The sequence below is a fragment of the Vibrio sp. SG41-7 genome (genome assembly GCF_014164465.1).
Lineage (GTDB): Bacteria > Pseudomonadota > Gammaproteobacteria > Enterobacterales > Vibrionaceae > Vibrio > Vibrio splendidus.
This window is the reverse complement of sequence record NZ_JACJFF010000429.1, coordinates 1-252: the sequence shown is the minus strand read 5'-3', so window position 1 is coordinate 252 and position 252 is coordinate 1. Positions and strand designations below refer to the sequence as shown.

The 252-nt window shown below is 46.0% G+C and carries 1 protein-coding gene; it reads left to right on the top strand.

The window, feature by feature from the left end:
* Positions 1-232: DUF6444 domain-containing protein (locus tag H5300_RS28620; RefSeq protein WP_259397973.1), on the top strand; the 232-nt coding region annotated here is incomplete at its 5' end.
* Positions 233-252: the final 20 nt, after the last annotated feature.

The window sequence follows — 252 nt, the reverse complement described above, 5'->3', positions numbered from 1 at the left end:
ACCCGTAGCCTCTGACCTTAATGAAGCAAACGCACTGATTGAAGAGTTGTGGGAACAGTTGCGCCACCTTACCGATAAACAAGCAACTAACTCCAAAAACTCATCGAAACCACCTTCGTCTGACAGTCCTAAGGACAAGCATGAGCGAAAAAAGATCAAAGCTCTGGTGGTCGCAATTCGAGAGGAGCTAAAGAAGGCCACACAGGGCATCAACGAAAACTCTCACGACTGAAAACAACTGATGTAGTTATC